At 69.9% G+C, this 6,931-nt stretch carries 4 protein-coding genes; all 4 read right to left on the reverse strand.

What is annotated here, in order from left to right; translation table 11 throughout:
- The coding region (locus tag B1A78_RS19430) for a DUF6519 domain-containing protein (protein ID WP_218668006.1) at positions 1-729 on the reverse strand (729 nt) is incomplete at its 3' end.
- Between the two features lie 11 nt (positions 730-740).
- Positions 741-3,017, reverse strand: a complete 2,277-nt coding sequence (locus B1A78_RS19435) for a hypothetical protein (protein WP_077148542.1) — start codon at positions 3,015-3,017, stop codon at positions 741-743.
- Positions 3,010-6,030: a putative baseplate assembly protein gene (locus B1A78_RS19440; RefSeq protein WP_077148543.1), complete on the reverse strand. Its 3,021-nt coding sequence runs from the start codon at positions 6,028-6,030 to the stop codon at positions 3,010-3,012. Before B1A78_RS19440 ends, B1A78_RS19435 begins: the two co-directional genes overlap by 8 nt.
- The coding region (locus B1A78_RS19445; protein ID WP_179102101.1) for a baseplate J/gp47 family protein at positions 6,030-6,931 on the reverse strand (902 nt) is incomplete at its 5' end. The genes B1A78_RS19445 and B1A78_RS19440, both read right to left, overlap by 1 nt.

A 6,931-nucleotide genomic window follows, 5' to 3' on the forward strand; every position in this document is an offset into this window, starting at 1 on the left:
GGCCGCGACCGCCCCCGCCGCGATCAGGTCGGCGAAGCGCGCAAACTTGACCTGCCAGACGATCTGGTCGCGGATCGCGGTATCGGGACCACCGAACGCGCTTTCGCGGATCAACGGGTCGTCGGCGGCAGTGACCGGTCGTTCCCACACGTCGAGATAGGCGAGATAATCGCCCGCCGCGCCGGGGAGCGCATTGCCCGGCCAGAAGGGCTGGCTCTCGGCACTGCGATAGAGGTCGGCGGCGACATTGTTGTTCGCCGACAGCGCGGCGGCGGCGTTGAAGCTTTGCAGCGCGTCGACGTCGTCGAGCAGCGCGGCGACGCGCACCGCCTGGTCGGGGGTGTTCCCCGCAAGGACGAGATAATCGCCGACCGCGACGCGTGCGCCGCTGTCGACGCGCCAGCGCGTCGCAGCGCCGGCGCCCGACTGACGCGTCAGGCCGAGCCGTACCGGCGCAGCATGCGACAGGCCGATGCCGTCGACATAAGCCTGCCCGCCGCCGATCAGCAGCGTCTGCCTGGTCGCGCCTTCGAGGATCCTGAAGCCCGGCGCATCTTCCGGAAAGCCGCTCGCGCCGATCACCGATCGCGCGGTGGTGCGCAGCGCGCCGCGGTGGATGTCGCCCTCCTCGTTCCAGTCGGCGTCGGTGAACAGCCGCCCCTGCTGCATCCGCACGGCGCTGTACCCCTTGGCGGGGCGGAAGGTGTCGCGGGTGAAATCGCCAGTCATCGTCTTTGTCCTCAGGTCTGGAACAGGGGTGCCGCCACCAGTCCGAACGGCAGATATTCGTCGAGCATGTCGGTGAGATTGGCGCGCCGGAACGGCGTGCCCGCGCCGAAACCGGCGCCCATTTCGGCGCCGCCGAACGCGCCCGCCGCGACCGCATCGGGCGCGGCGAGCGCCAGCTGGCCGAAGGCGCTGGCGGGAAAGGCGCTGGCGGTGAAGATCGGCGTGACGCTGCGCGCGAGGCGTCGTTTCTCGGCATCGGACAGGGAGCTGGGCGCCGCCGCCTGTTCGGCCTCGGCGATCGTCATGTCGGGCTGGCAGCGGTAGCGGCGCGGGACGCGCGAGGTGAGCGGCGCGTAGCTGAAGCGCATGCAGCCGCGCTGTCGCTGCGCCGCACGCGCGGTGCCGAGGAACAGGCTGTTCTCGGCCTCGATCGAACGAACGGCGGTGCGCCCGAAGATCGTGCTGCGCGCGAAATCGACGTCGGCCGAGGGGGCGTCGACGACGACGGCGAGCAGGTCGGGATCGGCCTGGAGGTCGCGATCCTCGCCGATGATCGAGTCGGCGACGCGAAGCCCGCCGCCCGCCGGGCCGAGCGCGAGCGAACCGGCGATGCTGTGGTCGACGACGACCGCGAGCGCGCCATTTTGCGATATGACGCGCAGCCCCTTGGTCAGCCCCGCCGCCGAGGCGCCGATGGTGCAGTGGCGCAGGTCGAGCGAACCGAGCGCGCCGGCAAGGATCGCCACCTCGCCCTCGACGAGCACGCCGTCGAGGATCAGCCGCCCCGCCTCCTGCCCCGCGCCGGGCGCAGCGCCACGTATACGCAGGTCGCCGCGAATATGCGGGCGGCGGTACATGGGGGCAAGCGAACGAAGGTCGCGTTCGATTACCCCGCCGGCGCGCTCGACCGTCGGCCAGGCCATGGCGGCGATCGCCAGCCGCGCGCCGGGCGGGATTTTCACGATATGCGCGGCGTCGCCGAGGTCTTGGGCATAGCTGCCATTATCGAGCATCAGGATCAGCCCCCGCGTGCCGGCATTCGACGCCGCATTCCAGCGGACAATCGCCTCGGCGAGCGAGGCGACGACCACCCCGCCCTGCAGCACGTCATCGGTCTGGTCCTGCGCGCGCGCCGACACGCCGATCACCCAGGGCGCCGGGGCACCGTCGACGAAAATTTCCTCGCGCCACGCCGCGAAACTCGCACTACGGTCATAGGGACCGCCACCGATCGCGAAGGGCGCAGCGAAGGCGCAGCTCGTCTCGACCGCCTTGCCCTCGTCGCTTGCGTGAAGCGCGAGGCGGCCGAGTTCGGGATCGAAGAGGACATGCCCCGCCTGTGCGGGCCGGCGCCACGTCGGATTACCGCCGCCATCGTCGCGTGTTTCGAGGTTGCAGCTGTGCAGCCGTTCGGGCGGAACCTCGGCGCCGCCAAGCCGGATGCGCAGCACCGGCGCCTCGTCGAACCAGCCGCTCGGACGGCCGTCGCGCAGGCGGTTGAGATCGCGGTGAAGCAGCCGCCGGTCGAGCGGCGCGGGGACCATCCGGATATCGACGCGCCCGGCGACCGAGCGGTCGGCCTTTGGCCGGTTGAACAGCGTGCGGTCGGCACCGAGCGGATCGAAATGGCGGAAGCCCAGACCGATCGCCGAAGCGCGCGGCACCAGCCCGCCGACATAGCCCGCCGCCGCATTCGAGACAAAGCCGAGCGGGAAGGCGTCGAGCCGCCAGATGAAGAGCCCGACATGCGGGATGGCATAGCGCCCCGACGCGCCGTCGGCGGGGCCGGCGGCGGCACTATGGCACGCGGCGGAGAAGGCCCCCTCGCTCTGCCGCGCCGCCTCGGCATCGCGGACCGACGCAGTGCCGGGCGCGTCGGGACGGACATGGTTGACGTGCTGGCTCCAGATCAGCTTCTGGAAAAACTCGACCGCGACGACGGGCCAGCCGGTGACGTCGCGCGCAATCTGTTCGAGCGCGGCGGCGGTGCCCTTCGCCTGCCGATAGCTCAAAGTATTCGCGATATAGCTGCGCAAGCCGACCTCGCCGGCGCCGAAGCTGCGCATCGGGCGGGCGCCGATCAGCGCGCCCAGATAGGGGATAACCCAGGGTTCGCAGCTTTCGATGAACCAATTGTCGTAGAGCTGGTCGAGGTCGCGCTCGACGACCGCAAGCTCGCCCGCAAGGATGCCCATCAGCGCCTCGAGCGCCCGGCCCTCGCTCGCGTCGCGGTTGCGCAGATGCTGCGGCAGCAGCTCGATCAGCGGCACGGGCGGACGGTTATGCACGGGCAGCCTCCAGGGTCAGCGCGATGCCGGCTTCGAGCAGGGTGACGAGTTCGGCGGCGGCAAAATCCTCGTCCTCGATCCGCGCCCCCTGCGCGGGGAGCACGGTCGCGAGCGTCGCCGACGGCAGCGGGCTGCCGCCGTCGACGATCAGCGCGAGCTGGTCGAGGTCGACCCCGACGACGCCGGGCACCGACTGGAGCGCGGCAATCACCTCGGCGGCGCTGACGACCTGGCCGATGTTGCGGCGCGCGAAGCCAAAGACGTCGAGCAGCTGCGCCCTCGCGGCGAGTTCGACATCCTCGGCGCGATAATCGGCATGGTGGAACAGGCGCGCGGCGAGCTGGAAGAAGCGCCGTGCGGCGGGGAGGATGACGAGCCGGTGCGCGCGGTCGCGCGCGCCGTCGGCGGCGGCCTGGAGGTTGGCGATGACGGGGGCATTGGCTTCGAGGATGGTGTCGCTGGTGCCGGTGATGCTGACGAGCACGACCTGCTTGTCGCCCGACCAGAGTCGCGCCGCCTGCGCCTTGCCGACCCCGGCGAAATTGGCGGCGAAATCGCGATAGTCGATCAGCGAAACGATCCGCCCGAGCGTCTTCACGTCGCGCGGTGCGGCGAGGCGGATGTTGGCGAGGCTTTCGGGCGCGGCGCTGCCGCTCGCGCGGCTCGGGTTGACGACCGACCGGATACCGAGCGGGCGGGTCTTGAGCTGGATGATCGCCTCGTCGGCGACCTCGCCCGCGAGGCCGATACCGGCGCGGTAGGCGGCGATGATGTTGAGCTGGCCGGTCGGCAGGCGGCTGCCGTGGAGACCGTCGCCGAACTGGACCCAGGTCGTGCCGTCATCCTCGCCGCGCACGGCATAGACGCGGTCATCGGGGCCGGCGTCGTAGAGCGTCGACACCTCGTGCCAGAGCAGCCCGTCGACGCGGATGACGAGCGACGAGGCGCGGCCCGTGGGCGTTTCGGCGCTGACATAGGTGAGCGGCGCCTTGGTGAGCTTGAAGCGCTGGAATATCTGCGCGGCGTCGCCCGAGCCGAGTTGTTCCTCATAGCTTTCGCCGTGCGTCGCGGCGGCCATATTGGCATTCACGGTGACGGTCGGACGGCGATAGCTGTACTCGGGGCCGCTCTTGAGGAGCAGGCGGGTGAAGCCCCCGATATGGACGACGTCGCTGACCGTCAGCGTCTCGCTCGCGGCGAGGCCGTCGGCGTCGCTACGGTCGCCGGCGATCGAGATCGTCTGGCCGTCGACGAGGTCGAGGTAGAGCGCGTCGAGGTCGAGCGCGTCGGCGCCCGCCTCGACATCCTCGCGGATCGGGGTGCCCGCAAGCTCGAGCGGCGCGCTGGCGCCGAAGAGATGCGCGGTGCGAAAACGGAAATCGTTGAGCGGCTCGGCGACCCCCGGGGCGGGCAAGACGAGCGGGCTGCCATCGGGATTGCGCAAAGTCAGCCCGGTGGTCTTGGCGCTGAGCGCGAAATCGGCGCGCGACTGGGTTGCCGCCGATGCGACGCGAAACACCATCGCCTCGCCTTCTGCGGTTTCGATCGCGATCCAGCCGTCGGGGACGATCTCCTTCACCTCGCGTTCGGCGAAGACATGCGCCGTGGTGTAGGTGATGGCGCCGCTGTCGGTCCAGATCGTCACGCCGTCACCGGCGTCCCAGTCGCTGCCATGGCCCTGCTCTTCCAAGAGAGCGCTGTGCTTGGGGGCTGCCGAGCCGAAGAAGCTGCAATCGTCGCGCAGGATATAAAGGCCGGGCTGCGCCTCGGAGGTCTGCGGTGCGGCGACCTGCGTCTGGCGGCGGATCAGGTGCATCAGCTTGACGCGCGACCAGGACTGGGTCTTGACCAGCGCGGTCAGCGCCGGCCCGGTCCACACAGCCTGGCGGACGATATTGTTCACATTGGCGCTGGAGAAAGCGAGCCGCGCGGTCGGCATCGCGAGGCGCTTGAAGCGCGGCGAACGGCGTGCGGGCGCGCGCTTCACCGCATCGGGGGTGCCGCCGCCGCGCGTCGCGACGAGGCGGGTGACACCGAAATCGCGGTCGTCGGTCGCGCTGACGACGCGGAGCGTCGAGGAGGCTATCTGGCGGGTCGCATCGGCGGCGACCGTGACGCCGATGACGACGATCCGCTGCCCCGGCTTGAGCCCGAGCCCGTTGCCGCGCAGATAGATTTCATCGACCGGCAGCGCGCGCAGCAGCGGTTCGACCTCGGGGTTCAGCGCGTGCGCCGAAATCCGCTGCACGAGCGCATCGTCGAGGTCGGTTCCCGTGTCGAGCGGGTGGTAGCGAGCGAGGTCGCCGACCGCGGCAAAGGTGCGCAGGTCGGGATCGGCGAGCGCGTCGGGGCCGAAACTGTTGTCGAGGTCGAAGAGGAAGATGGTGCCATTGTCGGCATGATCGTCGTCGGCGGCATCGCGGAACAGCGCCAGCGGCTGCTGGTACAGCGTGCGCGCGGGCATCGCATTCCATTCGGCGCGCGCGGTGATCGGCGCGACGGTTTCGAAGACCTGCGGCAATTCGCCCTTGCGCGTCGGCACCGACATCGCCTGCACCCCGATCGGGATATCGACGGCGCGATAGGGATCGTCCGATGCCTCGACGGTAAAGGACAGCGCGACCGAGGCGGCGACCCCGGGGGCGGGTTCGTAGCCGATCATCCGTGCCATTTCGACGAGCGAGCGGCGCTGGGTCGCGGTGCCGACATAGCCCTCGTTGGCGACGCGCTCGCTGTAGAAGCTGAGCACGTCGAGCGTTGCCGCGAAGCCGTCGAACAGCGCGATCGTCGGGTCGCCCGGGTCGCGCGTGCGCAGCGTAGCGAGCGGCTGGAGTTCGGCCTTTGTCTCGGGATCGACGACGGTCTGGCGCGGCAATTGCCACTCCATCCGGTCCCTATACTCGGGATAGGTGCCGATCCGGTACGCGATCGCGGCGAGGCCCGGGCGGTTGTCGGGACGTTTTGCGTCGCGATCCTTGTCGCCGCAAATAGTGGCGGGGGGCTTGTGCGCCATCAGCGTCCTCCCGCCATCAGGAAAGCGATGCGCCCGAAATCGGGAAAGGTCGGGTCGTTATCGAGCCGCGCCACTTCATTGGGCGCGATCGGAATTTCAGCGTCGTCGGCGAAATCGATCTCGGGCTGGTCGAGCCGCCCGAAACGGCCCTTGACCGCCCCTGCCCCGTCGCGCGTGCCGATCCACTGCACCCCGGCCACCTGCATCGCGCGCGCGATGATCGGCGAGAGCAGGATATTGTCGCCGAAGCTGAAATTGTCGGGATGGAAAAAGCCCGGCCGACCGTCGCGCATCAACCCCGCCGAGAAGATATCGAGCAGGTCGCGTTCGACGTCGCCGGCATAATGATCGCCGCAGACGCAGACGAAAAGCCGGATGTCGAGCGGCACGAAGCGCGGCGGCACGATCTCGAGATCGTGCCCGGCGAGGCGATAGCTCGCGAGATGGTCGCGCAGCGCGCCTTCGAAGGACTCGTCGACCGAGGCGCCGCCGCGGCGATCGATCGCGAGGAAGATCGTGTTCCAGCTGCCCGTCCAGCGACGTTCGCCATAGGCGCGCTGGACTTGCGGATGGGTCTCGGCGGCGGCGACATAGTCGGCGGGGGTGACGGCGCGTCGTTGTTTGCGAAAGTGCCGCGGAGCGGCGACGCGGATCGCGGCGGCGGGTTCGCGGTCGCGGCCGCCCGAGCCCGCCAAGGGGTTGCGAATATTGAGGATCGCGCCGCCGTCGTCGGTGACGACATGCGCGATGGCGTTGATCCCGATGTTGCCGCGCCGGCCGCCGCCGTGGCGGATGCGCGCGGTCATCGCGGTGCCGTCGGTCGGGCGCCGCCCCGCCGAGCCATCGCCGAAGCGCGCATAATGGGCCGAGTCCGTGGCTTCGATGACGAATTCGGGGGCGA

Origin of the sequence: Sphingopyxis sp. KK2, from assembly GCF_001990265.1 — a bacterium.
Classification (GTDB): domain Bacteria; phylum Pseudomonadota; class Alphaproteobacteria; order Sphingomonadales; family Sphingomonadaceae; genus Sphingopyxis.

What these genes read in the sequence shown, in the direction of transcription:
- B1A78_RS19440 (WP_077148543.1), bottom strand. Translation starts at nt 6,030, where the DNA reads ATGGCGCACAAGCCCCCCGCCACTATTTGCGGCGACAAGGATCGCGAC.